The 26,896-nt window shown below is 58.1% G+C and carries 20 protein-coding genes and 1 pseudogene; 8 read left to right on the top strand and 13 right to left on the bottom strand.

All coding sequences use genetic code 11. The features are described from left to right. Positions 1 to 180, top strand: a 180-nt coding sequence (locus tag M8006_RS14455; RefSeq protein ID WP_250083393.1) for a hypothetical protein, incomplete at its 5' end; no start/stop codon positions are given. On the opposite strand, the pseudogene M8006_RS14450 reads toward M8006_RS14455, so the two are convergent. The 4 genes and pseudogenes from M8006_RS14450 to M8006_RS14435 all read right to left on the bottom strand — a co-directional run. Then, positions 123 to 299: pseudogene (locus tag M8006_RS14450) on the bottom strand (MFS transporter); the annotation flags it as partial. The gene M8006_RS14455 and the pseudogene M8006_RS14450 overlap by 58 nt on opposite strands. Before the next feature lie 39 nt (positions 300 to 338). After that, a complete protein-coding gene (locus tag M8006_RS14445) occupies positions 339 to 902 on the bottom strand; it encodes a C40 family peptidase (protein WP_430886835.1) in 564 nt (187 codons plus the stop codon). 159 nt (positions 903 to 1,061) lie between these two features. After that, a complete protein-coding gene (locus M8006_RS14440; RefSeq protein WP_250083385.1) occupies positions 1,062 to 3,524 on the bottom strand; it encodes a DUF1266 domain-containing protein in 2,463 nt (820 codons plus the stop codon). A gap of 141 nt (positions 3,525 to 3,665) precedes the next feature. After that, positions 3,666 to 3,911, bottom strand: coding sequence for a GlsB/YeaQ/YmgE family stress response membrane protein (locus tag M8006_RS14435; protein WP_250083383.1), 246 nt, complete (start codon positions 3,909 to 3,911; stop codon positions 3,666 to 3,668). Between the two features lie 131 nt (positions 3,912 to 4,042). On the opposite strand from M8006_RS14435, the gene M8006_RS14430 reads away from it, so the two are divergent. The 7 genes from M8006_RS14430 to M8006_RS14405 all read left to right on the top strand — a co-directional run bounded on the left by M8006_RS14430 (position 4,043) and on the right by M8006_RS14405 (position 10,271). Next, entirely contained in the window at positions 4,043 to 4,912 is an 870-nt protein-coding gene (locus M8006_RS14430; RefSeq protein WP_250083381.1) for a D-hexose-6-phosphate mutarotase, read from the top strand. A 133-nt stretch (positions 4,913 to 5,045) separates the two neighbouring features. Continuing rightward, positions 5,046 to 5,246, top strand: a complete 201-nt coding sequence (locus M8006_RS14425; RefSeq protein ID WP_250083379.1) for a hypothetical protein — start codon at positions 5,046 to 5,048, stop codon at positions 5,244 to 5,246. Between the two features lie 27 nt (positions 5,247 to 5,273). Continuing rightward, positions 5,274 to 6,677 carry a YcjX family GTP-binding protein gene (locus M8006_RS14420; protein ID WP_250083378.1) on the top strand — a complete coding sequence of 468 codons (1,404 nt, stop codon included), beginning with the start codon at positions 5,274 to 5,276 and terminating at the stop codon, positions 6,675 to 6,677. Beyond that, on the top strand, positions 6,674 to 7,714 hold the full coding sequence (locus M8006_RS14415) for a YcjF family protein (protein WP_250083376.1): 1,041 nt from the start codon (positions 6,674 to 6,676) through the stop codon (positions 7,712 to 7,714). Before M8006_RS14420 ends, M8006_RS14415 begins: the two co-directional genes overlap by 4 nt. Before the next feature lie 337 nt (positions 7,715 to 8,051). Next, on the top strand, positions 8,052 to 8,381 hold the full coding sequence (locus tag M8006_RS18170) for an ISAs1 family transposase (protein ID WP_284047071.1): 330 nt from the start codon (positions 8,052 to 8,054) through the stop codon (positions 8,379 to 8,381). Positions 8,382 to 8,403: 22 nt separating this feature from the next. Beyond that, positions 8,404 to 9,132 (top strand): ISAs1 family transposase, encoded by a 729-nt coding sequence (locus M8006_RS14410; RefSeq protein WP_284047070.1) that lies wholly within the window; start codon positions 8,404 to 8,406, stop codon positions 9,130 to 9,132. Positions 9,133 to 9,344: 212 nt separating this feature from the next. Beyond that, complete coding sequence (locus M8006_RS14405) at positions 9,345 to 10,271, top strand: LysR family transcriptional regulator (RefSeq protein ID WP_250083375.1); 927 nt, start codon at positions 9,345 to 9,347, stop codon at positions 10,269 to 10,271. Here M8006_RS14405 and M8006_RS14400 read toward each other — a convergent pair. The 9 genes from M8006_RS14400 to M8006_RS14360 all read right to left on the bottom strand — a co-directional run bounded on the left by M8006_RS14400 (position 10,255) and on the right by M8006_RS14360 (position 26,787). Next, a complete protein-coding gene (locus M8006_RS14400) occupies positions 10,255 to 11,457 on the bottom strand; it encodes a hypothetical protein (RefSeq protein WP_250083372.1) in 1,203 nt (400 codons plus the stop codon). The genes M8006_RS14405 and M8006_RS14400 overlap by 17 nt on opposite strands. A gap of 9 nt (positions 11,458 to 11,466) precedes the next feature. Next, a complete protein-coding gene (locus M8006_RS14395; RefSeq protein WP_250083370.1) occupies positions 11,467 to 12,339 on the bottom strand; it encodes an outer membrane lipoprotein-sorting protein in 873 nt (290 codons plus the stop codon). Beyond that, positions 12,317 to 14,677 carry an efflux RND transporter permease subunit gene (locus tag M8006_RS14390; protein ID WP_250083368.1) on the bottom strand — a complete coding sequence of 787 codons (2,361 nt, stop codon included), beginning with the start codon at positions 14,675 to 14,677 and terminating at the stop codon, positions 12,317 to 12,319. Before M8006_RS14390 ends, M8006_RS14395 begins: the two co-directional genes overlap by 23 nt. After that, a complete protein-coding gene (locus M8006_RS14385; protein WP_250083366.1) occupies positions 14,674 to 15,987 on the bottom strand; it encodes an aminotransferase class I/II-fold pyridoxal phosphate-dependent enzyme in 1,314 nt (437 codons plus the stop codon). The genes M8006_RS14390 and M8006_RS14385 overlap by 4 nt, the downstream gene beginning before the upstream one ends. A 2-nt stretch (positions 15,988 to 15,989) precedes the next feature. After that, positions 15,990 to 22,088, bottom strand: a complete 6,099-nt coding sequence (locus M8006_RS14380; RefSeq protein ID WP_250083365.1) for a type I polyketide synthase — start codon at positions 22,086 to 22,088, stop codon at positions 15,990 to 15,992. A 425-nt stretch (positions 22,089 to 22,513) separates the two neighbouring features. Beyond that, positions 22,514 to 23,635, bottom strand: coding sequence for an ABC transporter ATP-binding protein (locus M8006_RS14375; protein ID WP_250083363.1), 1,122 nt, complete (start codon positions 23,633 to 23,635; stop codon positions 22,514 to 22,516). Between the two features lie 26 nt (positions 23,636 to 23,661). Next, a complete protein-coding gene (locus M8006_RS14370; protein ID WP_250083362.1) occupies positions 23,662 to 24,540 on the bottom strand; it encodes a carbohydrate ABC transporter permease in 879 nt (292 codons plus the stop codon). Then, positions 24,533 to 25,447 (bottom strand): carbohydrate ABC transporter permease, encoded by a 915-nt coding sequence (locus M8006_RS14365; RefSeq protein ID WP_250083360.1) that lies wholly within the window; start codon positions 25,445 to 25,447, stop codon positions 24,533 to 24,535. Before M8006_RS14365 ends, M8006_RS14370 begins: the two co-directional genes overlap by 8 nt. An 80-nt stretch (positions 25,448 to 25,527) precedes the next feature. Next, positions 25,528 to 26,787, bottom strand: a complete 1,260-nt coding sequence (locus tag M8006_RS14360; RefSeq protein ID WP_250083357.1) for an ABC transporter substrate-binding protein — start codon at positions 26,785 to 26,787, stop codon at positions 25,528 to 25,530. Positions 26,788 to 26,896 lie beyond the last annotated feature (109 nt).

The following is a 26,896-nucleotide window of genomic DNA, read 5'->3' as shown; positions in this document are numbered from 1 at the left end:
GTGTTCATCCGTGAGCATTTGTCGGGGCATCGCAAGCTCGCAGTTTGTTGGCGTGAGAACCTCTATTCTGCGAGCTTGCCCCTATCCTGCCAAATCATCTTCGATCAAACGTCAACACGCCCTAGCGAGAGCGTCGAGACCGACATGATCAAACTCACGCCAAGCGTTGAGACACCGTAAACTTGCTTTAACTCCGGTAGTAGAGGTTGTGGCGCATAAAGATTAATAAAAACCAATAAAGAACCCAAGCAAAGCGCTACGGTAGCGCGCCACCAAGCGGGCGATTTGGCTTCAATCATGCTAATCCTGTGATTGGACACCCCCAGCTTATCGTGCGGCTAGAGTGTGCGGCTTAGCTGGGCGACGTGGGTGGTTTCCAGTGTGCGGCGGGATTGCCAGTAGTACCGTTGCCAGTAGCGATTGTCTAAGCGCGATATGGTCACGCCCTGAGACGTGGAGGCGTGTAAAAAGCGGCCATCTCCAATGTAAACACCCACGTGCTGATATGGGCCAGGAGGACGGAAGAACACCAGATCGCCTGCCTGTAACGCTTGGCGGTCGATCTCGCGCCCCTCTTTGACTTGTCCATAGGTGGAGCGCGGAAGCTCTAAGTCAAACGTATCCTGGTACACCTGCTGCACGAGCGCCGAGCAGTCGATACCCCGCGCTGACTCTCCGCCTAAACGATAGGGCGTTCCCGCCCAGCTTTTGTGCTGTTCCAGCAGTGCTTGGCGAATCAGCGCCGGTGGCGGTGTCTGCAGGCTACGCAGTTGTGCCACGGGATTATCGACCGGCGACATCAAGGCATTACCGCTACCCGGCATACCCGGCAATTGTCGAGCAAAATAGTCTTCCGGCGGTTCAGCGTGGCGCTGACCTGAGCCAGCACAACCCGAGAGCATTAAAACGGCCACACACAGCGCCGCGGTAGAAAATTTGGCTGAGAGCGTCAACGCACCCATGCGATTAACCTCGTTATGAGTCAACGTAAGACAGGACCATCACTATAAGCGAAAGACGATGGATTTGGCGAGCTTGACTTAACGCCCGTTCTTTATCACTCAGTGCAGTGTCCGTCGATCACCGGGCAGGGTATCGATATGCAGCGGCGCAAAATGACGCGGTTTGTTACCGGGGAAATCCAAGCTCGCCCACGGTCCGGCCAGTAGCGGTGCGGCACACATCCACGCCACCAGGGCTTGACGCAAACCCGCAAGAAAACTTTCGCGCTCAGGTGTTTCGCCCATAAAAAACGAGAAGCCGGCATACATGCCTTCCGCATAGGCTTGCCAACCGCTGTAGTGCTTGGCTGCTAGCGCGTAAACGCGATCCAATACCTGGGCAAACTGCGTTTGCGTCAGCCACTCTAGCTGTCGCCCCGCAATGGCTAAATCAACCACCTGGGCCATATCCCATGCAGCCATATCCAAGGTATTACAGCCATCCTCGTTGTCACGGACGCGCTCTAACCGCGCAAGGTGCTGGCGCTCTTCCACGCCGCACTCGCCCGTCTCGATAATCGCGATTTCTTCTTCCAGACGCTGTTGATTGAGGGTATATGGCGCGTAATTGATCTGATATTCCTGACGATCCCCGGCATCCATCATGTAGTTGATGAAGTCCTTAAGCTCATCAGCCCGGTGGAGCTGGTAGTGGCTCTCGACCCATTCGGCAATCTCGCTTTTTTCTCGTGGGCTTTCGGGCTGAGGCTGGCTCCACGCCGCGCTATTTAGCGGCCCTGTCAGCGCCATGGCGGTAAAATGCGTCAAAGAAGGACGCAAGCCCGGTTCGCGCCACTCGCCGGGACGCCAATCAAGCCAATGAAAAAGGCTGCCAGGATCTTCTAAATGCCACGCAATTTCGTGTGCAAGCGACTCATGCTCAGGTTCAGGCAGACAGCGCTCCCACGCAAGCCATGCGTTTAGTAGCGACTTAGCATGGGGGTAAAAGCGGCAGAGACTACTTTGCATCGCGCTGGCATAATCCATTAACGCATCATATTCAAACAGCTGGCTGTCGAGGGCCATATGTAAATAGAAGGCAAATTTCTCTGCCATATGAATGGTCGCGGCGTGACGACTCGCATTTTTTAGTTGCTGGCGCTCCTGCAAAAGCTCGGGTGACGGCTGGCCAAAGGACGTTTGCTGCGGCGGCCAAACATTATAGGCCGCATCCGCTGCCAGCTGATTAAGATGATGGGCCTGCGCGGGCAACCAATAACGCCCCATCGCCACCGCCCCTTCATCGGCATGAAACCCCAGTGTCTCCTGAAGAAAGTGCGCAGCCTCCATACGCCGCGCTTCAGGGAGCGCGACAACGGTTTTACCTTGTCTCAGCATCGCTTCAGGCTCACGCACGCCGACGAGCGCCAGTAACCAATGGTAAGCAGATCCCCGCCACTCAAGAAGCGCCGCGTGTGATGCATCACGGGTCGAGTCGTCAAGGAGCTCTGCAATCGCCACTCGCCATGGGCTATGCGCGCTATGCAGAAGAACACGCTCGCGTTTAAGCGGCGTTGCCGCCCGACGATCCACGCCGTCAAACAGGCTTAGCCCGCGTACGTAGCTCGTCATGACGGCCTGCCAGTCGTGGTAGCGACGACTCACCAGCTCCGCGGCGTGTGCCGCAAAATGATCCGCCTCCTGCTGGGAAAGATAGCCACAGCACGCACCTGCCCAGGCAAGTTCGGCTAAGCGCAGCCAATCCCAGGCGGCCCACTCTAACGGCTCGCCTTGAGTGACGAAGGTGGCGAGCACCACCGCATGGGGCGCCTCGGGTAGCACGCTGCGCTGCCATTCCTCACGCTGAGCACGGTCCATCTCTACGAGTTGGCGGGCATCGATATCCCAGCGCTGGCGCTCGCCTTGCGCACTGAGCCACAGCATGGCCGTCAATAGCGCATCACGGTCATTGACCTGCCAAACCTTAGCGAGCCAAGACCCTGCATCCGGCCAGTCGGCAGCCCTTGCCGGGTAGCTGATCACGGGCCGCGAGAGCGCACACAAACGATAGCTTTGCGCCTCAGGCTGCTCGGGCCAAAGTGGCGCCCTAGGCGAATCACCTAGGGCAATACACATCTGCTCCCAAGTTACGCCTTCTTCTTCAGCTTCTAGCGTGGCTAGGGCTTGGTAAGCCTCCACGAACCGATCATCCGCCCCCGATTGCCAGCCAGATGCACTTAGCGCTTGGCGACACGCGCTCAGCCAAGCGCGAAAGTCGCTGAACTCATGCGCAATACGCGCGATCACGCACTGCGCCCACGCTTCGGCTTGGGGCTTGTCAAGCCACCCGGCTGCACCGGCTAAAGCAGCCCACTCAAGGGCGCCAAGCAGTTGGTCCGCCTGTTCGGGTGGCGCACCGGCGGCTTCTAGCAGTTGCTCGGTAAGCTCACCGCGGTGGGTAATTCCCTGTTGCAAAAGCTGCTGCTCTGCCGCCCCGGCATCAAGCGCTAGCGGGTGTGGGGTAAACGCCCAATCGCATAGCACCAGCTGTTGTGCCCACCAAGCACGTAACGCATCGACCAAAAGACACCTCAACTATGATCCGGCGACTGACCTGGCTGGCCAGCATAAGCGACATAGTGTAACCCACCACACCGCCAGCCAAAAACGCCACCGCCCGGTTTTACCCAACGGTGGCGTTTTCTGGCATTTTTAGCTAAACGATCAGCCGGATTGTTTCACCTTACTGATGACCCATAAAAGCACGACAGCGCCGACAATCGCCGTAACCAACGAACCAATAAAGCCCCCTGATTGCAAGCCTAAAAGGCCAAATAGAAAGCCGCCGAGGACAGCACCCACGACCCCAACGCCAATGTTACCTAGTATGCCAAAGCCGCCTCCGCGCATAATATTCCCGGCAATCCAACCTGCCAGGCCGCCAATAATTAGCCATGCAATAAAGCCCATAACGGTCTCCTCGTGTTCTCGTTGACCTACGTGCTATCTCGTTGACGTTACGTTTTACCTCGTTAACGTGCTTGCTCTACCATAGCATACTGCACAGAGCACTCGTTGATATCCCAACCACAGGAAGGCTCATGATCCCAGACTCGCTCCATCAACAACTTCACGCCACTCAAGGCCAACAAACCATTACCTGGGAAGCGCGTGAACTGGTGCTTTTTAACCAACCCTGGGGCCAGCTGATTATTGCCCGACAAGGTGCCCAAGTTGTGCACTTTGCGCCTAAAGGCGAGCGCAGCTGGCTATGGATGACGTCCACACCGAAAACACTACCGAGTGCCATTCGCGGCGGTATTCCGCTATGCTGGCCTTGGTTTGGCGACGAACGCTACGCTGATGAGAGCGATGATCGCAGCGGGCCTTTCCATGGTTTGGCGCGCCTCGCGCCTTGGCGCTTAGATGCCGTTGACGAGCACGAAGAAGGCATTGAAGCCCACCTCTCACCGGAAACTCGGCTACATAGCCAATTGAATGTTCGTGCCGTCATTCAGGCCAATGCCAAACGCCTTCACGTTGAAATCGTAAGTGAAAACAGCGGCGAAACACCGGTCAAAATTAGCGCAGCCCTGCACAGCTACCTTGCGGTCGATGAGATTGGGCAATGCCGCTTAGAAGGGCTCGTCGGCGCGCGGTATCTCGACAAGCACCGCGGCTTCGCTGAAGCAGAGCAGCAAGGCATACTGGCGATCCATGGCCCTATTGACCGTATCTACCACAGTAACACGCCCGTTTTGCTCAACGATGGCGAGCGCACTTTGCGTATTGCCAAGCACGACAGCGACTCCACGGTGGTGTGGCACCCAGGCAGCGAACCGCCCGCGGATACGTCGACGGAAGACGCCCGCCACTTTATTTGCGTGGAAGCCGCCAACACCCGGCTAGACCCGGTGTGGCTCGTGCCGGGTGCTCAACATGTACTCGGGACAACACTCAGCCGCGCATGATGGCAAAGGCCATTCGTCGTCAGAGAACAAAGCGATGAACACGGGGCTTGTGTCATTCACCCCCGATTCATCTTGCAGGTGTTAATGTGCTCAACAATGTTCGACAAATCCTGGCAACAAGGACAACGCATCAATGAACCCTCAGCTCTGGCTTGAAGCCGCAACGCTGGTCTTCAACCTGTTTGGCATGGTGGTCTGCCTGATCGGGCTGACAATGGCGCAGAAAATGGCACGCCGCTGGCCAGGCTACGCGGTGGCTGTTATTGGCTTTCTGATTGCCACTCTGCCCATGCTATACCAACTGGTGCAATCGCTGCGCCACAGCGGCGCATGATAGTGACCATAAAAGGAGCCAAGCCAGATGCAATCAACGTTCAACCGTGAACGCCTTGGCCGAGAGCTCACTAACCTGATGGAGCGCACCCGTGACCGCCAGCTACGACTGGCCATTACCGGGCTATCCCAGGCGGGCAAAACGGCGTTTCTGACGTCATTGGTCAACCAGCTTCGCCACGCAGGCGTGGAAGCGCAGCTGGATCTGCTTCCTGTTGCCCGTGAAGGCCGTTTACTTGGCGCACAGCGGTTGAGCCAACCCGATCTTGGCGTACCGCGTTTTCCCTACGACCCTGGCATGGCGGCACTGCGTGATACGCCGCCACGCTGGCCAGAACCGACACGCGGCATTAGTGAACTACGCTTACAACTGCGCTATCGCCCAGCGCAGCAAGGCTGGTTCAGCCCTGACATTGCCCATCTCACTCTGGACCTGTTCGACTATCCGGGCGAATGGTTGCTGGATCTTCCCCTGCTCCAGCACGATTTTTATAGCTGGAGCCAAGCCCAGGCACAGCACCAGGGGCCTCATCGGCAGGCCCTGTTTCACGAATGGCTGGCCGAAGTTGAACAGCTCGACCCTGCCGCCGAGGCGGATGAAGCAAAACTGGCAACCCTTGCCGATGCCTATGCCCAGGGGCTTCGGCGAGCGAAAAAAGCCGGCTTTTCGGATTTACAGCCGGGCCGCTTTCTTCTGCCAGGCGAGTTAGAAGGCGCCCCGGTACTGCAGTTTTTTCCGCTGCCTGAATTAAGCACGCCAAAAGAGGTTCTCGACGCGCTGCCCGACACCAGTATTTACGCCACCCTGGCGGCACGTTTTCGCTATTACCAACAGCAAGTGGTACAGCCCTTTTATCGTGACCATTTCCGTCGTTTTGATCGCCAGATTGTACTGGTTGACGTCCTGGGGGCGCTAAACGCAGGGCCTGAACGCTTTGAAGACCTGTCTACGGCGCTGCGCCAGCTGATGCAAAGCTTCGATTATGGCAAACGCAGCCTGCTCACTCGCTTGTTTGCGCCCAAGATTGACCGTCTCGCCATCGCCGCAACCAAGGCTGACCATGTAACGCCTGACCAACACGCCAACCTCGTGCAACTGCTCGAAGCGTTACTTTCCGAGCCGCTAAAAGACCTGCGTTTCGCTGACATTCCGGTCAAGGCGCTGTCGCTGGCGGCCATCCGCGCCACCGAGGCCAGAGAAGTCGCCCACGAAGGTAAGCGCATGCCCGCGCTAAAAGGCACCACCCTGGAAGGTGAAGACGTGCTGGTCTATCCAGGCGACGTGCCCAACCGCTTACCGAAACCCGATTTCTGGCAACAGCAGGGCTTTGATTTCCCCAGTTTCCGGCCGATGCCAGCGGAAAGCGAAGCACTCTCGCACATCCGCATGGACGCAGCCATCGACTGGTTAATAGGAGATAAACTGATATGAGCCACCCTCAACCGCGCCAGGATTTCACGTCAGAAGAAACCCCTTCCCCTGCGTCAGAACCCCACCTGCGCCAAAGTGAACACTTCGCCGCTACCCAGTCACACCAGCCGCTGGCTCAGGCAGACGTAAAAGCCCTGCCCGACAAAAGCCTCGGCACACCGCGCAAACGTCGCTGGGGGCTGATGTTTGCCCTGGCGGGTGGCGCCACCCTGGGTACTGTCGAGCTTGTCACCGGGATTCCAGAAGCACTTTCCCAATCCCAGTGGATGACGATGGTCTGGCAGCTGTTCGGCATTAGCCTGATTGGCCTGGGCGGGATGTCGCTGTTGAAAGAGCTTGGCCGCCTGCGCCGTTTGAAGCACCATGATCAGCTGCGTCATGACCTGGCGGAATTGCCACAACGCTCAAGCAAACAGGCTCAGGCCATGGCAGAGCAGCTGAAGCGCCAGCTGAAACTCAGCGATGATGATCCACACTGGCTGGCCTTTCAGCGTGCCTGCCAGCCCCACCATAGCGGTGAAGAGATACAGACGCTGTTGCGCTACCACCTGCTGGCACCACGCGACCGCGAAGCACAACGCCTGATTACCCGCATGTCGGGCGAAACCGCCCTCATGATCGCCGTCAGCCCGCTGACTCTGGTGGATATGGCCCTGGTGGCCTGGCGCAGCCTGGCCATGGTCGACAGGTTATGTCGCCTGTATGGGTTGGAGCTTGGCTACGCCAGTCGGCTACGGCTGTTCCGCCATGTGCTACATAACATGGTGTTTGCCGGTGCCAGTGAATTGGCCACCGATGCGAGTATGGACATGCTCTCGTTGGATCTGGCAGGCAGGCTTTCCGCTCGGGCGGGCCAGGGCCTGGCCACCGGTTTGCTGAGTGCCCGGTTAGGGCTACGCGCTCAACGCTTGTGTCGCCCTGTCGCCTTTACGGAAGAAGAGCAACCCAAAATGGCCGACCTGCGTCAGGACCTTTGGCGGCAGATCAAGCGGCTCGACAAGGAAGCCACGCCCCAAGACCGATCATCTCGGCAATGAAAAAACCGACAAGACAGCTTGCATTGACTGCTCGTCAGGTTTCAACGCTGATTGCCGCCATGATAGCCGCTTGTCTCACCATTTCCGAATGAGGAGAAATCCCGTATAAAAGAGTCAAGCGATTCTGAATCCCCACACATGACCGACGACATGCAGACTGACTATGTCGTTGGCCAAGACAATATCTCGGGAAACCTCAGCCCTTTCGGTTTCGATATTCACAACCGGGTCTTTGCGGTATCAGCGATTGCGCTGGGCTATCGCAGATAGTTTCGACATATCGTCTCGTGAATAGGCATCCTGATAGCCATACCATTTGCTTTATCAGAGAGTGGTTATGCCAATCGATACGTCTTGCTTTGAACATCTGGAAGATGCCAGAAGCAGCAATGCGCGATTTCCGTTAAACGAAATACTTTTCATGGCCTTATGCGCTGTCATCAGTGGTGCCGAAGACTGCTCTGACATGGCAGTCTTTGCCAAGTCGAAAGCCTATTTTCTACACCGGTTTCTCTCGCTTCCTCACGGTACACCCAGCCATGATACGTTCAGTCGTGTCTTTCGCCATCTGGATCCACAGGCCTTTCACTCGGCTTTTCTGGCGTTCATGGCCGATGTTGCCGCCCAGTTGGAAGGGGTAGTCGCCATCCGTTCGACGCTCCTATGACCACGCTGACGAGCAATCTCCTTTGCATCTTGTCAATGTCTGGGCGGCAGAGCAACGCCTGGTATTGGGGCAACTGGCGGTTGATCAAAAGTCCAATGAGATTAAGGCCGTTCCCGAACTTCTGGAATTGCTGTCATTGTATGACGTGACCATCACGGCCGACGCCATGCACTGTCAACGCGACTTGTCAGAGCAAATCACTCAAGGCAATGGCCAATACGTACTGGCCGTCAAAGGAAACCAGAAAACACTTTACGACGACATTCACTTCATGATGGAAAATGAGATAGATACTGTTGCCGTCACGGAGAGCGGCCACGGACGTATCGAAACGCGTTCAGCTACCGTCATCACGGATTTGGACTGGTTACAGCAAAGCCATCAGTGGCCAGGTTTAGGTGCTGTTGGTCGTATAACGCGGCGCCGGGAACTCGCCGACAAGATAACCGAAGAGACCGCTTATTATCTGCTGAGTGAAGCGCTATCGCCAGAACGTATGATTGATGTGACACGTCAGCATTGGGATATTGAAAATAGCCTGCACTGGGTGCTTGATGTCACGTTCAAGGAAGATGACAGCCGTACGCGTTGTGGCCATGGGGCTGAAAATCTCTCATTAGTGCGGAAACTTGCTCTGAATTTGATAGAAAAAGCGCCTACAAAGGGCTCCAAAAAGGGCAAGCGCAAGCAAGCCGGCTGGAATGATGACCATTTATTGGCCATCATTCAGCAGGTTGTCCAACTGCGATAGCCCTGAGCGATTGCGTCCGTCATTTGACAGTGGGGGCCACTTCAGTGTAAATCAAAGATGGTATACATGCTTAATCACTGCCTAGCGTTGATTATACGAACTAAGATTGCCTGATCTGTCAAGTGTTCCAGAGAGTAGGGTTCAGTCCAAATCTTGTTATGGTAGTTTTAGTGAATGTTCAGGTTGGAAGTCGAAGGTAGGTAAGCAACTGGATGAAGCATTCATTCACAAAAATCAATGCTTTTGTTGCCGTGGTGGAGTTAGGTTCGATCAAAGCCGCTTCGGAAAAGCTTGATTTGGACCCATCCACGGTAAGTCGGCAATTGAGTACTCTGGAAGCAGAGCTGGACGTATTGCTTATTCGCCGCTCTACCCGAAAGCTCAACATTACGCGCGTCGGTCGCAAAATTTTCGAGCACTACAAAACCGTATTGGAACAGTTGCAGCAGGTGGAGGAAGCCTGTGAGGGCGCCCATCGGCAAAACGATATTTTTATCACCATGCCCGGCGGTTACGGCCACTATGCCGTTATGCCGCTCATCCAGGACTATCTTGCCGCCGAACCCCATGTGCGTATCCACGTGGACTGGTCCGATGAGCGACGCGATATGATCGCCGGTGGCATTGATGTGGGTATTCGCGGCGGCCACCTTCCAAGCGACAAGGTTGTGGCCGTGGCGTTGGCCGAGCTAAAGCTCAGTTTTATCGCCAGTCCCAAGGTGCTCAAGCGCCACGGCGGGCCGGAAACATTCGAGGATCTGAATTGCTTTCCTTGGGTCAAGCTCAATGCGCCCGGCAAGAGCAAGTTGCCTCCATTGCGCAATGGCTATCAACTCAACACGGATCTGGTAACCAATATTCCCCTGACGGTGAGTAACCAAGAGGCGGCCATTGAGGCGGTCATGCGCGGGCTGGGTATTGCCGTTGTCGAGCGGGTGGCCGTAGCCGAGCAGCTTGATCGGGGCGAGCTGGTGGAATTGTTTGCCGATACCATTCACCCGGTGGGTTACTACTGGCTGTATATTCCCGAGGGGCGTAGGATCCAGCCACACATCCGCGCTTTTTACCACTACTTGATCGAGCATTTGCGCGAACAGGCGATCACTCAGGGACAAGGCTCGCTCAGTAATACCAGATAAAATTGAGATAGGCGTGACTGTCATTTTCAAAGCCGAGCTGGCCACTATCCTGCTCGTTCGGAGCGAACCATTCTAAGCCCGCTTCGTATTCCAGTTGCGGCAATAAAGCTTGTTTGATTTCTAGTTGGGTGGATGTAGAACCTTTCGCTACATCGTGAATCATGCCTAACCTTAGCCGACTGTTTCGGTTACCGTTAAAATTGATTTGTGTACCGAAATAGACATCTTCGTCGAAGCTGGTGGGTGGTGGTGCTTCTTTGCCTGTATCGTTTTTGCTGTCTAGGAAATAACCTTCTAAAAACATTTCAACGTCAATACGTGTATCGAGCACGCTGAAAAAATTCCAAGCTAGCCCTGGTGCTAAACTGACCACGTCACGTTGAGAAGATGAACGATAGTATGCATCTGCTTTCAAAGACCAGTTGTTAACCAAATAGAGCGCACTGATACCGGCCTGGTGAATCAATTCGTAGTTCTCGGTCACCGTGCCCGGTTGTTGCGTGTTGGGGGTGATGGTCGCCTGGGGCGACAGCCCCCGCCAAGCCATGGCGGTAATCTCCCAGTCGCTGGCGAAATAGTCTAGCCGTATTTGCGCGGAGACGTCGGTGTCGTCGGCGTAGTGTTCGTCTGTCACCACAAAACCGCCGCGACGAAAGCGTCCCTCCGGTTCGGCCCACTCCTCATGTTGTTTTTGCGGCATGACATCCACATGCAGCCGCAGGGACGGTTGCCGGTAAATGGCCCCCAGCGCCAACCGCCCCTGGGGGCGCTCGTCGAAGGGGCCTTCCCGGTAACTCTTGGGGTTGTAGAGGCCGTTGGGGTTTTCCGCTTCCAGATACCCCATGGGTTTTTGCTGGTAGCCGACCGCCAGAGTGGCGTTGTCCAGTTCCTTGTACAAGTGCAGGTCGTAGGGGTCGACCCAGGCATCGTCGCTGACGGTGTCGTAATCGCCGTAGAGGTCCATGTCGATGCCGGAGCGATCACCCAGCCGTACGAGACACTCCACCTCCAGCCGCGCGCGACTAGTGGTCTTGCCACTCGTTTGGCCGCGCCAGCGTGGCTCGTCCTGAAACTGGTTGGTTTGCAGTGCCAGCGTGCCCGCGGGCAGGCCGCAGGCGCCCGCGGGTGCCGACAGGGCCACGAGAGCGGCCAGCCAAATGCGTCGGTTCTGAATAACGGAAAACATGGTGGGCCTCTATCTGCGCAGTCGAGTGATGTTGGCCGGCGATACCTGCGACGGTTCATAGCCGGTATCGATGTCGTAGCTGTCCCAGTAAATTTCCGATACCGCGCCCGTGACCTTGTTGCTCATCTCCATATAAGAAGGCCGCCAGTGTTTCCCGGCGTACTGGGCATAGTCGGTAAAGGTCAGTACCTTCATGAGCTGGTCATTGTTGTCGTAGTAGGCGATCTTGCGCGGCTGGTGGATCTCGGTGTCCAGCCATTCCAACTGGCGACCATAACCGGAGTGCTTGTAAGCCGGCGTGTTCTCCACTAAAAAGCAGGTGTGCTCGCCGTCCTCGCCGCAGGGCTCCTTGCCCAGGTAACGGTAGGAGTACTTCTTCACCTGCCAGGGACTGATGTCCTCCAGCGTCAATTCGCTGTTAAGGAAGCGGCCCGTCTTGTCCTGGGCGGAAATGCGGCGTAGGCGCGAGCTACCGGGCAGCAATACCCAGACATCGTCGGCTTCCAGCGCGTGGGAGTGCGACAGAAACATCGTGCCCTTCATGGATCGTGGCGCGGTCACGTTGACGAAGCGGCGGTCGCCGTCGTCTTCCATCTCCACTGTCACCATCTCGAACACGCGGCTGTTCTGGCCGCCGCCCTCGCTTTTGTTGATGATCTTGCCGGTGGCGACAATGTCGCCGAAACCGGCGTCCTTGGCGTCTGTCTCACGCGCCAGGGCCAGGCCCTTGTCGATTTGTTCGCCGTCGGCGCCGGTCACCATCACCGCCTCAATGCCATCGCCCGGCAGCACGGCCCCCGTGGGGACCGTGGCGGCGGTAACCGGCGTGCCGATGAACAGCAGCAGGGGCGCGAGGAAATTAGTAAGTTGCCGAAGTTTCATGAGGAATCTCCTCGATAGCGGGTTGTTTTTTCGTGTCGAAGCGGATCAGTGCCGCCGGCAACACGGTCAGGTCGAAAATGAGCGCGATGGCCACGGTGCTCGCGACCACCATTCCCATGGAGGCGTTGATTTCGAAAGCGGACAGGCTGATCATCAAAAAGCCCACCACCAGAATCAGCGTGGTCATCACCAAAGCCGGACCCACTTGCATCAAGGCTTCGCGAACGGCGTCCACCGCGTCCATGCCCTGGCGCCTGCCCACCAGGTAGCGGTGGCCCAGGTGAATGGTGTCGTCGATCATGATGCCCAGCGTGACCGCGACAACCGCGGCGCTGCCCATGCCCAGTCGGCCCACCAGCAGGCCCCACAGGCCCAGTGTCGCCAGCGCTGGCAGGATATTGGCTGCGGTGGCGCTGGCGGCGATGGCCGGCTTGCGGAAGATCACCCCCATCAGCACGCTGGCCATGAAGAACAACAGCCCCGTGCCCCACAACATGTCGCGAATGTTGCTCAGGCCAATGTGGGAAAACAGGATGCTGGTACCCGTGGCGCCGAAGGCGTCGCGCGGCTCGTCGCCGAAGTAGGCATTGCTGCTCAGCCAACCGCTGGCCTTGTCGTCCAGTGCGTCAATCTCGCTGATGGACAAGTTCGACAGGTAGAGCGTGACGCGGCTAGTATCCCGCTGGCTGGAGACGCGATTGCGGTAGTCGAAATCCTGCGGCACGGACATCTCATAGAGCATGCTGTACTGCTGGATTTTGTCGTTGCTGGCGGGCGCGTGGCGAAAGGCGGTGTCGTCGTTGTTGAACGCCTGGTTCACCTGTGCAATGGACTCCTCGATGGTATCCACGCTGCGCACGCCTGGTTGCTGGTGGGCCCAGTCGGCAAAGGCATTGACCGCGTTCAGGTAATCCTTGGAAAAGATGTTGCTGTTTTCAGCCTCCAGGCTGTATTCCAGCCTGTGAATACCGGACAACTTGCGGTCGATAAAATCCGAGTCGCCCCGGAATTCGAAACTCTTATCGAAGTACTCCACGTAGTTGTCGTCGATCTTGTTCAGGAGCACACCCGCGGACAGCCCCACCATGGCCACGGCCACCACGCCGCCGGTCACCTGGCCCTTGGGCCCGGTGACAAAGCGGGCTATGGCACTCATCAAACCGTCCATTAGCGTGGCCTTGTCGCCCTGCGGGCGCACGAAGCGCAGAATGGGCGCGCCCAACAAAAAAGTGTATAGAAACGCGGTGAACACACCCACGGCGGCGATGTTGCCCAGGTGCTTGAACGGCGGCGTGGCGCTCAGGTTGAGCATCAGCAGGCCGGCCATGGTCGTCACGGTAGTGAGCGCGGCGGGCACCAGAACCTTTTGCACGGCAGCGCGGTTGCGCGACTGGCGAGTGTCGCCCTCCTGCTTGCGCGAGGCCACGAACAGGTGCATGACTTCGGCAATGGCCAGAATCACCACGATCACCGGCGAGGTGATACTCACCGACGAAAGCGGAATTTCAGCCCAACCAGCAAAGCCCAGGCAGGAGACCGTGGCCGAGCACACCACCAGCGACATGGCGATGTAAAACATCAGGCTGCGGAACAACACGGCCGCCAACAACACCATGACCGTCAGCGCCGCCGGAAACAGCACGGATAGGTCGTGCTCGTTGGCCTGGGCGAAAGCCGCGTCCAGGGCCGTGGAGCCAGTCACCCGGAAACGGTAGTCCGGGTAGTTGCTGCGCATCTCTGCCAGCAAGGTTTGCGTTGCGCTCCAGGCCTCGCGGGCGGTGGCTGAGCGGCTTTCCTCGTCCAGCACCAGCGTTGCCAGAATGCCGACGGTGTTGCCGTCGTCCGACAACAGCTTGTGCTTGACCGTGGACTCCGCCAGCAAGCGCGATTCGATGGCCGCCATGGGCCGATCCGAGACCACCTCCCCATCTTCCATGTAGTAGGCAGGGGCGATATCAATGGTATCGTTTTGCGCCTCCACCACCGGGTAATTAGCAATGGACGACACACGCCGAACATGGGGAATGGCCCGGGCCTGCTGCGTGAACTCGCTGATGGCTTTGAGCGATTTCTCGCGCACGATGCTCTCGCCGGCGGGGGCGCTCATGGCGAAAAACAGGGTGTCCTCACGGCCGAAGTGTTGCTGGAACTGGCGGAATTCCTGGGTTTCCTCCGCCCCCGGCGAGAAGAAAATCTCGTAGTCCGCCTCCAGGCGCAATTGCGCCATGCCGACGGCGAGAAAACCGGTCAGTCCCAGGCCCAGTCCCAGCATCCACCAGGGGTGCCGACTGATAAAGTCGGCGATGGCGCCGGCGTTGAAAATGTGGAAGGGTTTCATGCGTGCACCTCCTGGCTGCGCTGGATCACCTGGCGGGTGATCTCCAGCGCGCGGCGGTATTGGTTCTCGTTGTGTTCCGAGGTGAGAAAGAAACGCAGCCGGGCTTCGCCGCGCGGCACCACCGGGTAGGTAATGCCCACTACGTGAACGCGGTTGCGATACAGCTCGCGCGTGACCCAGGCCATCTTTTCCACGGAGTCACCGGCGCCGCCCAGCATGATGGGCACGATGGGAGTGGCGTCGGCGAGGCCGGTATCCAGCTCCAGATCCCGGGCGATATCGCGAAACGCCTGGGTATTGGCCTGCAGGCGTTGCACACGGCTGTTGTCGGTTTTCAGCGTTTCCAGCACCGCTAGGGAGGCGGCGCAGGAGGTAGGCGGCACACCGGCGCTGTAGAGCAAAAACCCCGGCGCGATGTAGCGCAGCAAGCCGGTAAGCGCGCGACTGCCAGCAATAAAACCGCCGCAGCTGGCCAGGCTCTTGCTCAGAGTGCCCATGATGATGTCCACGTCCGTGGCCTCCATGCCAGCGTGCTCGCACAGGCCGCGGCCGGTCTCGCCCAGCACGCCGATGGAATGCGCCTCGTCTACCATCAGGTAGGCGTTGTGGCGATTTTTGATGGCCACCAGCTTTTCCAGGTCGACGATGTCACCGTCCATGCTGTAAACGGATTCCACCACCACCAGCACACGCCGGTGTTGCTCGCGCTGTTTGCTCAACAATCTGTCCAGGTGGTCCAGGTCGTTGTGGCGAAACTGCATGCGCCGCGCCTTGGACGTCGCGCAGCCTTCCACCAGGCTGTTGTGGCAGTACTCGTCGAAAACAATTAGGTCGTACTCGCCCATGAGAAAGCGGATGGTCGCCATGTTGGCGATGTAACCACCCACGGTAACAATGGCGTCCTCGGTACCCAGGTGGTCGGCGAGTGCTTCCTCCAGTTGTCGGTGGATGGCACACTCACCGCCGGCCACGCGGCTAGCGGAGGCGGAGCTGCCGTGGCGCTCCAGGGTTTCTATGACCGCGGTTTTCACTTGCGAGGAGCCGTTCAATCCCAAGTAGTTGTAACTGCAGAAGGAGTCGAACGCCTCGCCGTCGATGGTGACCGTTTTGCCGATGGTGCCCTCGCGCGGCGCGCAGTAGGGGTTGTCCTCGCCGAAGAAGTTTTCGATGGCGGTCACTTGTTGGTATTCCGGCCAGTCGGCGAAGTCGGTCTCGCGAATCGGCGTTACCTTTTTTTGCACAGCGGTAACCGGTGCGGCATTGGCCGCACCGTATTTTTCCTTGAGTTTTTCTATCAGTAGCTTGTCCATAGCTAGGCTCCAAGTCTCATTTTTTTTAGTTCGTTAATGGCTAACTTAGAAACTGATTGACTGTCTCCTATCAAGCTTAATAACGATACTTCAATGCCCAGATTTTTCTGAAGAACAAGCTGAAGTTCCGTAGCCATCAGTGAGTCTATTCCTAGGTCAGAAAAGCCGTCTGTCACGGAAATTTCTGCAGCTTCCAGTCGCAGGATCGGCGCAAACAGACCGCGGATGATTTCTCCGAAGATATGTGGGCGCACGTTGGCGTCTGCTTGGCTAAGGTCGTGACACAGGCTCTCGTACACATCGGTGCTTGCGTTGCCTACATCTGCCAGCACTTCCTTGAAGCGGGGGGAACGCGCGGCGGATACCTCCAGTTGCGACCACTTCTCCCAGTTGGGCTTGCCCGCGACGGTAACCACGCCGTCGCCGCGCAACAGGGCATGTTTGATGCCTATAAACAGGTTGGCCGAACCGATGAGACTAAGGCCGGTGTTATCGATATGCTGGCGCAGACGCTTGTCCCGCTGGATCATGCCCACATCTCGAATGGCCCCAACGTGTACCGTCAGGCCTTTCACTCCCTGGCTGCGCAGGTTGCGGGTCACGTTCTCGATGTAATGGTTCGCGGCGCAGTAGTTGGACTGGCGCGAGTTGCCAGTCACCAAGGCGATGGAGGAAAACGCCAACACCGTATTCAGTTGCGAAACGGGCAGGACCTTGAGCACATTGTTGAGTCCGTCGGCTTTTACACGTACCACCTTACGGAAGGTATCGCTGTCCATCTCCGCCAGTTGTTTGTCGTCAATCACGCCGGCGAGATGGGCCACGCTGGTAATCTTGCCATTGTCTACCTCGAAGGCCTTGAGGTCCGTGGCGAATTGGTCGCTAGTCAGGTCCGCGGACAGGTAGGCCAATTCCACGCCCTCGTACACCAGCTTCTGCCAGATGGGGTTCATACAGATTTTGCTGTAGGGGCTGCGACCTACGATCAAGATTTTGTGGAGGCCCTGTGCCACCAGCCACTCGATAAACTTCTCGCCGATGCCGCCCAGACCGCCAGTGACAAGCATCCAGTTGGCGCTGTCCCAGTCGAACTGTTGGCTGGCAAAGGCAGTGGTGCCCTGGGCGGGGGGGCGCCAGTCGAGCACCGCCTGGTCCGCCACATCGGCGGGCGTGACGTGCTGACGGTCGCCCAGGTGGTAGGCTTCAAAACGCAACGGCGTCACGTCGGATTTGAACACCGCGCGTAGCGTTGCCTCGAAATCGCGCTTGTGGCGACAGAGCTCGTCGATGGCCAGGCCCACGTCAGCCGGGCCGACGTCGCCGCGGGCAAGATCCAAGTTGACGATCTTGCCACCGGGCGCTAGGCGGGCGAAGCAAAACCACGCCCGGCTGGCGTTGAGTGGTACAGCCATGAGCGCGAACTCACCTTCAGCGGTGGCGAGTTTGTTGGCCCAGTTCTCATTTTGGTCAAGAATGGTCACGTCAGCGCCGCAGGTCTTGGCCGCGCTGGCGATGGCGTTGCCCAGCGGGCTCTCCGCCACCAGCACGTGGTCGACGCTGTCGATGCGGTGGTGGTGAACGATTACCTCGCCCCAGGCCACCAGCGCCAGTTCCAAGAGCTCGTCGGCCGTGAGATTCTCGTCCGGCACTTCCACTAGCGGCGTTTCGCGTTGCGGCCTCGCTGCGATGCGGCTGTTGCCTACAGGCGCAATGGCGATCACACGTTTTTCCACCATCCCATATTTGTTGGCCTCTTCGCGGCGACCGACGATCAACTGCGGCGTACGCGGTTGCGATTTGGCAAATTCGTCGCGGTCGCCGTAGGCGCTCAGGTCCACGGTAATACCGTCAATCCCCGGCGTGCGGCCGACGTTGACGAGTCTCTTGCGCCAGCCCTGGCCAGCATTGACCCAGGCGTAGGGGGCGTTGGCGGTGAGGTTGACCTGCTCATCGAAGACCTCGGCCGGACGGTTTTTCAGCAGGGATTGGTAGCGTTGCCCGCCGCGCAGAGCGATTTCGTCACAGCGTTGGCTGTTGAGCAGCTCGTTCAGCAACAGGTTGGGGTCGATGTCTACGAGGTTGTCCACGTCGATCAAAAGCACATCCACATCCTCGTTTTCCGACCATGCCACACGTTGTCCGCCCATTATGGCGCCGGCTTGGGGTGAGAGGGTCTCCTCGCCGGTGACCTTGGAGGCGTTTTCCACCAGCAGCGTCAGTTGCGGGTTGTTGCCCGCCGCTTTGGCCGTGGCCAAACGCAGCGCTTCGGTCAAAGCACATACGGCTTCCGCCGCCGCGGCCGAATCCCGCTCCGGCAGGTTGCACCAGAGGGTGACGGAGTCGAACTCGCCCAGCGCCAGCTCATCGGCCATGGCCTGCTTGCCGTCGAAGGTCAAAGGTGTGCAGTCCACCTGCCAAACGCCGCTGTCGTCCACAAAGCCCAAGCGTTTGACGGTAACGACCGCGCCGTCCTCATCCAGCAAGCCCACGGTGGTGCCCAGGGCTTGGTCCTCCGGCGCGATGAGCAGTATTTTTTCGCCGACGGAGCTGGCCGGCTTCACTTCGTCGGTCAGCGTCCAAGTGGGTTGGTAATTGCCGGTAGGCAGTAGCTGCGCGTCGCTGAGCTCCTTGATGCGTTTCACCGTCAGGTTGCGGATGTGCATCAGCACCTGTTGCGTTTCCGGGCAGAATACTTCCAGGTCCGCGCTGACCGTGTCCTCCGTCTTGCGCCGCAAGCTGCCGTTTACGCCTACTTTGCGCGGCGAGACAGTGGGCTTTTGCAACAGGATTTCATCCACCGACACGGGAATGAACGCGCTGGTGGTGTCGGCGATAAACGCCGCCGTGGATTGGAAAATGCCGTCGATCAACGTCGGGTGATACACATAGCCGTCGCAGGGCAGTTGCTCGTTGACCGCCACTTGCGCGGTAAAACGGTCGCGCTGGACATTGTGGTCGAGCTTGGTCACGGCCTGGAACAACTCATCGCTGTGCAGGCCCACGTCGTTGAACATGTTGTAGAGCGCATCGATATCCTGCTCGACCGGACACTCGCTGCTCACGGCGTTGCCCAGTTCCAGGTCGGCGGATTGCATGTGCAGTTGCGCCATCTCGGTATTGAACGCCGAGGCGCCGCGCTCCACACCACCTAATATGCTCAGGCGGTGGCCGTCACGGTCGTAACGCAGCAGCAACTGCTCGCCGGCGTCGTCCAGCGCCAGGGTGCGCATGAACTTGGCCTGGGCGATGCGAATCTGGGCGTCGTGCGGGTGGCTTTCCCGCGCCACTTCCAGGGCCGCTTCCACCACCGCCGCGGCGGGAATCACCGGGCTGCCGTCTACCACGTGGGATTTCAGGTAATTGAGGTGGTAGATGGACAGGTCTGTCAGGTAAACGCCGGGCTCTTCACCGGGGCGCTCCAGCATGGGCGCGATCATGCCGGCGCGGCGGTCGCGAATGGTTTGCTCGGATTCGTTCCACAGGTACTTTTTGTCCCACGGGTAGGTTGGCAATTGGACGCGCTGTTGCGCGCCCAAAGGTATGCGCTTAAAGCCGTTGCTGTGGCAGTGTACGTGTTGGATGCCACGAACCAGCGTCGCGCGCTCGTCCTCGTTGCGCCGCAGGATAAAGCTGCTGGTGCAGTCGGCCTCTTCGTATTGCTTGAAGATTTCCTGTAGCGAGCGGGCCAATACCGGGTGCGGGCCGACTTCCAGGAAGTATTCGCAACCGGCTTCCACCATGGCCTCAATGGCTTCGCGGAAACGCACCGACTGGCGCACGTTGCGGTTCCAGTAAGTGCTGTCGAACGGCCCATCGAATTCGCTGCCCAGCACCGTGGAAAAGCAGCGCGTGGTGAACGGTTGCGGCGCCAGATTGGCAAGGCGCGCATCTAGGGCATCGTGGATCTCGTCCATGACCTTGCTGTGGTAGGGCACTTCCACGCTCAACATGCGGTGGAATATTTCCTGCTTCTGCAGGGCGGCGGCGATACGCTCTAGCTCGTTTTCCGGGCCGGCCAGTGTCATGCTGCCGGGGCTGTTGATGGCGGCGATGGAGGTCTCCCCGGCGCTGTATTGTTCCATCAGTTCCAGCGCCGTGGCTTCGTCGATGGCCGCCGCCAGCATGCCGCCGCGATTGCGCAGCGTGCCCTGCAATTGGCTGCGGGCCACACTGACGCGAATGGCGTCGTCCAGCGACAGGCCGCCGCTGACGTAGGCCGCAGCCACGTCGCCCACACTGTGGCCGGTAACGGCGTGGGGCTCGATGCCGTAGGCGCGCAACGTTTGGGTCAGCGCGACTTGAATCAGCAGGTTGGCCGGCTGGGCGAACTCGGTTTCCGCGATGCGCGACTTTTCCTCGTCCTTTTGCATTTCCTGCAGGATGGAAAAGTCGGCGATGTGTTGGAAGCGCTCGTCGAACGCCAGGGCCGCCTCGCGATAGACGCTATTGTCCTTGTACAACTGCTGGCCCATGCCGAACCACTGCGGGCCCATGCCGGTGTAGATAAAGCCGATGGTCTTGCGCGGCTTGATGCAGGTTTCCACGCCGCCGTCTTCCGGCGCGTCCAGGAAATTATTGATCTGCCCGAGCAAGTCGATGGTGTCCCGCGCCACGAAGCAAATGCGTTCCTTGTTCAGGTGGCTGTGGCGGGTGAAGCTCTTGAGCACCTGGCAAATGCGCTCCAGGTTGTTTTCGATCAGCGTCTTGGCCTGGCGCACGCGTTCGATCAAGGCGTTCTGGCTGGCCGCGGTGAGCGTCAGCAACAGGTCGTCGGCCTCGCGCTCGGCGTCGTCCTCGGTCATCAGCGCCTTGTCGTAGCTGTAGTGTTGCAGCACGATATGGGCGTTGGTGCCGCCATAGCCGAAGGAGTTAACGGCCACCATGGGATGGCTATGTTGCTCGCCGATGGGCCGCAGCTTGTCCGCCAGCGCCATGCGCTGCTCATCCAACTCGATTTTGGGGTTGGGCTCGTTGAAGCCGGCAATAGGCGGAATCATTTTGGTTTTCGCCACCAGTGCCGCTTTCAACACGCCCACCAGACCAGAGCCGGCTTCCAGGTGACCGACGTTGCTTTTCGCCGAGCCGATGTAGCAAATATTGCCCGCGTCGCGCTCGCCGTAAATCTGGTTGATGGAGGCCGCCTCGATGGGATCGCCGGCGGCAGTTCCGGTGCCGTGGGCTTCCACGTAGGAAACGGCGTTCGGATTGATTGCGTGACGCTTCAATACGTCTTCCATCAACGTTACTTGCGAATCGCCACTGGGCAGGGTGATGCCGGGCGTGCGCCCGTCCTGGTTAATGCCCGAGGCCACGTGTACCGCCCAGATCTTGTTGCAATCGCGCTCGGCGTCTTCCGTGCGGCGCAATACCATGGCCACACCGCCTTCGCCGCGGCCGTAACCGTCGCCGCTGGCATCGAAGCTTTTGGAGCGTCCGTCCTTGGCCAGGAAACCGCCCTTGGCCATGCCAATGGGATATTCCGGGCGCATCATCAAGTTAACGCCGCCCACCACGGCGATATCGCACAACCCTTTTTTCAAATCCTCGCAAGCGTAGTGGTAAGCCACCAGCGACGACGAACAGGCGGTATCCACCGTCAGGCTCGGCCCGCAGAAATCAAAGGTGTGGGAGATACGGTTGGACAACATCGTCAGCGTGGAACCGGCGGAGGTGTGCACGCCGATGTGATTGCGGTTTTCCGCCGCAAACTGCCCCAGGAAGTAATCCAGTGTAAAGCCGCCCACATAGACGCCGACTTTGCGGCTGGGCAGGTTGTCCAGGGCCAGGCCGGATTCCTCCATGGCATGCCAGGTCAGTTCCAGCAGTAGGCGCTGTTGTGGGTCCAGGCCTTCCGCCTCGCGCTTGGAGATACGGAACGCCTCGTTGTCGAATTGCGTCAGATCGCGGTCAACGAAGTGACCCTGATGCATGTACGTCTTGCCCGGCACAGTGGCATCCGGGTGATAAAAACGCTCGCTGTTCCAGCGGTCGGCGGGAACCGCGGAAGCCATGTTCTTGCCCGCGCACAGCGTTTCCCAAAAATCTTGAACTGATTCGATGCCGCCCGGTAAACAGCATGAAGCCCCAATTATTGCAATCATTCCCTTTCCCTGAGTTAAATTCTTGAATTTTTTAGTTATTAGCCCGACAGGGATTAGTGTCTGGCTAATAATAGTTTCGCTAAAGCTGACGAGAGAGGGAATGACGAGAGATGCACTAATAACTTGCATTCATTGCATATATGATTTTTGTGTGCCCTTAAGGTCTTGGCCGCGAATTCTGAGTGCAGCACCTGAAAAATCTGCTAGGGTGTCCCCATTACCGATGGGACGAATCGTCTATCACCTCAACATCGCTGGAAATGGCACCGTCCTTCGTTCTACTGGAACGGCGTGCACGGTCTTACCCCCGATCAGTCAGGCGCCGACCACAGAAGTACCCTACCAAGAGTAATGCCAGTCAGCGTTAACTGACTGGCATTACTGCTGATTTAGCAGGGCTTTTTTATGGACGCAGGTTAGTGCGCTTACGCCAAACGCTTTTCCGTCTCGGCATCAAACAGCACCGCCCGGGCCATATCCACGCGCAGCGACAAGCGTTCGCCCGGCACCACCGCACACTTCGGCCCGACTCTGGCCGTCACTTCCTGTTCCCCCAGGGGAAGGCGTAGCAGAATATCCGCGCCGGTCGGCTCGACGACGCCGACGCTGGCTTCCAGTAAGGTGCCTTCCGCCTGTTCGCTTAGCCGCACGTCCTCTTCGCTGAAGTGCTCAGGCCGCAGGCCCAGAATAATCGGTTTATTCAGCTGACCAACCAGCCCTGCCGCGTTGCGTTCAACGGGCCATGGCAACAGCAGATCCGCTTCGTCAGGTGTGGCAATCCGTAGAGCGTAACCATCGCCCATCGCTTCCAGCGTTGCGTGGATAAAGTTCATCGAGGGCGACCCCATAAAGCCCGCCACAAACATGTCGACCGGGTTGTTATACACCTCCTCGGGGCTGCCCAGCTGCAGGATATGGCCATCGCGCATCACCGCAATACAGTCTGCCAGGGTCATCGCTTCCACTTGGTCATGGGTGACGTAAACAATCGTGGTACCCAGGCGCTGGTGGAGCTTTTTAATCTCGGTGCGCATATCCACGCGCAGCTTGGCATCCAGGTTCGACAGCGGCTCATCGAACAGGTACACCTTGGGCTCACGGGCCAGCGCCCGGCCCATCGCTACCCGCTGGCGCTGGCCACCGGAAAGCTGGGCCGGTTTGCGTTCCAGCAGAGGGAATATCTGCAACAGGTCGGCCACCCGCTCAACCGCTGCCTCGCGCTCGGCTTTGGGCACCTTGCGCATTTCCAGGCCAAAACTGATGTTTTGCCTCACGGTCATGCTGGGGTAAAGAGCGTAAGACTGAAACACCATGGCGATATCCCGCTCAGCGGGGGTGCGCCAGGTGACGTCTTCGCCGTCGATAGAGATATTGCCACTGGTGACGGGTTCAAGTCCGGCGATGGCGTTCATCAGGGTAGATTTACCACAGCCGGATGGCCCCACCAGAATCAGAAATTGACCAGAATCAATCGAGATACTGACATCTTTCAGTACCCGCTCGTCACCAAAGTCTTTACGTACGTTTTGAATGTCTAGCGCTGACATGAAAACTCACCTTAACGTTATTGTTGTTAGCCCTTGACAGAGCCTGCGGTTAAACCGCGCACAAAGTATTTACCCGCGAGCACGTAGACCAACAGCGTCGGCAATGCCGCAATCATGGCGGCCGCCATATCGACGTTGTATTCGCGCACGCCGGTTGATGTATTGACCAGGTTATTCAGCGCCACCGTCACGGGTTGGGTGTCATGAGCGGAGAACGCCACGCCGAACAAGAAGTCGTTCCAGATCTGGGTAAACTGCCAGATCACTGACACCACGATAATCGGCGCGGAAACCGGCAGCAGAATGCGCCAGAAAATCCGGAAGAACCCGGCACCGTCCAGCTTGGCTGCCGACACCAGTTCGTTGGGAATACCCACATAAAAATTACGAAAAAACAGCGTGGTAAAGGCGATGCCAAACACCACATGAACCAGAATCAAACCGGCCCGTGAGCTCGACAGCCCCAACCAGCCCAGGGTTTGTGCCATTGGCAGCAACACCACCTGAAACGGGATAAAGCAGCCAAACAACATCAGCGCAAAGACCAATTCCGAGCCTTTAAAGCGCCACTTGGTCAGCGCATAACCGTTAAGTGCTCCCATCGTCGTGGAGATCAGCACCGCCGGAATCACGATTGCAAAGGAATTCCAGAAATAGCCACCCACCCCTTCACAGCGCATGCCGGTGCAGGCCTCTCCCCAGGCTTTGGCCCAGGGGTCAAGGGTGGGGTTTTGCGGCAGCGATAATAGCGTTCCTGCGCTGATTTCACTTAACGGCTTGATGGAAGTCATCAGCATGATGATTAACGGCAGGATATAAAACAGCCCGGCCAAAATGAGCACGCTGTAGAGCACGCCACGCCATAACCGCGCCATCGGCGTTTGTTGACGAATCACGTTAGCCATTTTTGCGGCTCCTTAGTTCGGAATACAGGTAAGGAATCAAGATAGCCAGTACGCCGCCCAGCATTAACATGGCGCTGGCCGAGCCAAGCCCGATCTGGGCACGGTTAAAGGCGTGAGTGTACATAAAGGTCGCCGGCAGGTCGGTGGCGTAGCCCGGCCCGCCGCCGGTCAGCGCCACGACTAAATCGAAGCTTTTGATCGCGATGTGAGCCAGAATCATGACAGCGCTGAAGACCACCGGGCGCAGGCAAGGCATCACCACACGCCAGTAAATGCGTGGCAGGCTGGCACCGTCTAACTGGGCCGCTTTGACGATGCTGTCATCAATCCCTCTCAGCCCGGCGAGAAACAGCGCCATGACAAAGCCGGAGGCCTGCCAAACGGCAGCAATGACCAGGGTATAAATCGCCATGTCCGAGTCAACGATCCAGTCAAAGCGAAATGACTCAAATCCCCACCCCTGCACCATGGCCTGAATGCCCAGCTGTGGATTCAGCAACCACTTCCACACCACCCCGGTGACGATAAACGACAGCGCCATCGGGTAAAGATAAATCGTCCGCAAGGCGCCTTCCTGACGGATTTTCTGATCCAGCAGCATCGCCAGCAAAGTACCAATCACCAGACAGATCACAATAAACAGCGTGCCAAACAGCATCAGGTTGGTGGACGCGACCCACCAGCGTTCGTTGGCCATCAGCCGGGAGTACTGGCCAAAGCCAACAAAATCGTAGCTTGGCAGCATGCGTGAGCTGGTGAGCGACAGCACAAAAGTCCACAACATAAAGCCGTAAACAAAAAACAGGGATATTGCCACCGAGGGGGCAAGCACCAGGCGTGGCAGCCAGGATTGTAGCCAGCCGGGTACCGTCGACCGCGCGGCAGTGCGCGTCGTAGGTTTACTCATGAGATATTTCCTCGCCAGTCAGCCACTTGCGCCGCCGTTGCAGCGGCGCGACGTGCATTACTTATCTAATAGACAGTGGCTTAAAAGAAGGCAGTTTCTGCTGCGTTGACCAAGCGCTCGGCAGCGTCTTCAGCAGGCATATCGGCATCGTTGAAGTAGTTGGTCACGACATCGAATATGGCTCCTTGCACAGAGGCACGTACCGCCATGCCATGTGCCATGCTGGGCACCAGGCCATCTTCCTCGGCAGTCCTTTGGAAATCCGCGAGGGACTGCTGAGCACAGCTGTCGAATTCACTCATGTCCAGATCGGGGCGGGCAGGAATCGAGCCTTTGGCAAGGTTAAAAGCTTCCTGGAAGGTGGGTTCCAATACCAGACGCGCCAGGGTTTTCTGGGCTTCTCGCTCGGCGTCGTCGCTGACCCGGAACATCGCCAGGCTATCGATGTTAAACGTAAAGGCATCCTGAGTGCCGGGGGCGGCAGCACACAGGTAGTCTTCTCCGGCCGTCAGGCCTGCGGCGGTAAATTCGCCCTTGGCCCAGTCGCCCATTAGCTGAAAACCGGCTTCGCCTTCAATGACCATGGCGGTGGCGATATTCCAGTCACGCCCTGACATGCCTTCATCCATCAGCTCGCGAAGGCGTTTGAAGTCTTTCAGTGCGGCGATCATCTGGTCACTGCCCAATGCTTCCGGGTCCAGCTCTACCAGCGCCTGCTGATAAAATTCAGTGCCCTGGCTACCCAGGACGACACTTTCAAAGATGGTGGCGTCCTGCCAGGCCTGGCCGCCGTGGGCAAGCGGTACGAAACCGGCGTCGCGAATGGCCTCACCTGCCGCAAACAGTTCATCCAGAGTGGTCGGCATTTCAACACCAGCGGCGTCAAGCACCTCCGGGTTGGCCCATAGCCAGTTCACCCGATGCACGTTGACCGGTACCGCCACGTACTGGCCATCATGGCGCATGATGTTGGCGACCCGCTCGGGCAGCAGCTCATTCCAGCCTTCTGCTGTTGCCACCTCATCCAGATTGCCTAACAAACCAAGTTCGCCCCACTCCTGAATTTCAGGGCCTTTGATTTGCGCGGCGGAAGGCGGGTTACCCGACATGGCACGGGATTTCAGTACCGTCATGGCGGTTTCACCCCCGCCACCCGCCACGGCAAAATCCTGCCAGCCGTAGCCTTCTTCTTCCATCAGGTCCTTGAGGACATTGGCGGCACGCGCTTCGCCACCGGACGTCCACCAGTGCAGCACTTCCACTTCGTTGGCTTGAGCGGTAGTGGCGAACGTAGCGCCTGCTAACGCTAACGCGAGGGTTGTCTTCTTTAGCATCGACATGGAGTCACTCCTTATATTGTTATTGTCCTCTCGGACATGCGACATCCAAGAGGTTACGCCAAGGCGAGCGTCAACGGGAGTTACCGAGTACTGCATAGTGTTGGGGGTT

The organism is Halomonas llamarensis, assembly GCF_023555005.1.
GTDB classification, from domain to species: Bacteria; Pseudomonadota; Gammaproteobacteria; order Pseudomonadales; family Halomonadaceae; genus Vreelandella; species Vreelandella llamarensis.
Note: the sequence above shows the minus strand (reverse complement) of the source record. Positions and strands in the feature narration are given on the sequence as shown.